Raw genomic sequence first — 1460 nt, 5'->3', positions numbered from 1 at the left:
GAACCCGTCGCGACCGGCGTGCCGTCGAGGGTCGCGAGCGCCACGGTCGCGTGGCGGGGTGCGTGCAGGTGCGGCGCGATCCACGCCGCCTCGAGACCCGGGTCACCGTCGAACGCCACGGCGTCGACCGCGGCGACGGTCGCGAGGTCCTCCGGGCCGGCGGCGCGAAGGTGCAGCCCGGCGACCGCCGGCGCCTCCACCGGACCGGCGTCTCGCAGGACGAGGTGCTTGCGGAACAGGAAGGTCCCGTGCGGCCACGGAGCCCCCGCGGGGACGCGGACGCCCCACGGCACGGCGAGCGGCTCGTACCAGGCGCGCAGGGCGGCGACGTCCACGAGGGCGGGGTCGGTCACGTCCCCGTTGTTCCACTGCGGGTGCGGCAGTCCGCTCGCCATCAGGCGGACTCCGGGCGCGACACCGGTCGCACCGCCGCGACCCGTGCGGAGCAGACCGTGCTGCTCCCAGGCGTCGGCGTGCACGGTGCGGGCGAGGAGGGCACGCGGGTCCACGACCCGATCGTGCCGTGACCGGGTGGAGTCGCGCGGCCGACGCGCGAGACGACGGCGCGTACCGGTGCGCGCGACAGGTGCGGGGCCCTAGCGTGGCGCCCGGTGCGCCGCTGCGGCGTCGCGCCAGATGAGAGGCCCATCCGCACGTCGAACGGAGTCACTGATGTCGACCACCCCGCCCGAGGGCACCGGACCGGCCGAGCCGGTCGACCCGACGGACCTGTCGAAGCCCCAGCCGCCCGTGGCGCCGCCCGCGCCCGCGTACGGTGGTGCGGCCCCCGCGGGCGCCGCCTACGGTGCGGCGGCGTACGGCTCCCAGCCCGGGTACGGGGCGCCCGCCGAGTCGGGCAAGTCGTTCGTCGCGACGTGGCTGCTCGCCTGGTTCCTCGGCGTGCTCGGCGTCGACCGGTTCTACCTGGGCAAGGTCGGCACCGGCATCCTCAAGCTCGTGACGTGCGGCGGCCTCGGCATCTGGGCGCTGGTCGACATCATCCTGACCCTGGCCGGCGTGCAGCGGGACAAGGCGGGCCGATCGCTCGCCGGTTACGAGCAGCACAAGAAGCTCGCGTGGATCATCACGGCGATCGGCTTCATCCTGGGCTTCGCGGGCAGCGCCGCGAACCAGGCGACGATCACCGAGCAGTTCGACACGTCGTCGGCGATCGTCGTCGTCGTGCAGGACGTCGCCGTCTGAGTCGACTGACGACCGTCCGACGGGGGTGCTGCGTGCGCGCAGCGCCCCCGTCGTCGTCGGTCGGGGGCAGCGGGTGGTCAGGGCGCGGGTCGCGCCGGGCCCGTCGTCCCGCGCACCACGAGGTGCGTCGGCAGGAGGTCGACCGTCGGCGGGATGCCGTCGTCGGTGGCGCGACCGTCGAGGCGGCGGGGCCGGTCGATGCGCGCGAGGAGCAGGTCGGCGGCGCGCTGACCGGCGCGCTCGAGCGGCGCGGCGAC

At 75.8% G+C, this 1460-nt stretch carries 2 protein-coding genes and 1 pseudogene; 1 reads left to right on the top strand and 2 read right to left on the bottom strand.

Annotated elements, in window-relative coordinates:
• On the bottom strand, positions 1-509 hold a 509-nt coding region (locus HGA02_RS19005), incomplete at its 3' end, for a hypothetical protein (RefSeq protein WP_168680920.1).
• A 163-nt stretch (positions 510-672) separates the two neighbouring features.
• Between HGA02_RS19005 and HGA02_RS19000 the strand changes: the two genes are divergently transcribed.
• Complete coding sequence (locus tag HGA02_RS19000) at positions 673-1203, top strand: TM2 domain-containing protein (RefSeq protein ID WP_168680918.1); 531 nt, start codon at positions 673-675, stop codon at positions 1201-1203.
• A 77-nt stretch (positions 1204-1280) separates the two neighbouring features.
• Here the strand turns inward: HGA02_RS19000 and HGA02_RS18995 are convergent.
• A pseudogene (locus HGA02_RS18995) lies at positions 1281-1460 on the bottom strand (LacI family transcriptional regulator); the annotation flags it as partial.

Origin of the sequence: Cellulomonas septica, assembly GCF_012396155.1 — a bacterium.
In the GTDB taxonomy this organism is placed as follows: domain Bacteria; phylum Actinomycetota; class Actinomycetes; order Actinomycetales; family Cellulomonadaceae; genus Cellulomonas; species Cellulomonas septica.
This window is presented reverse-complemented; position numbering and strand designations above follow the sequence as displayed.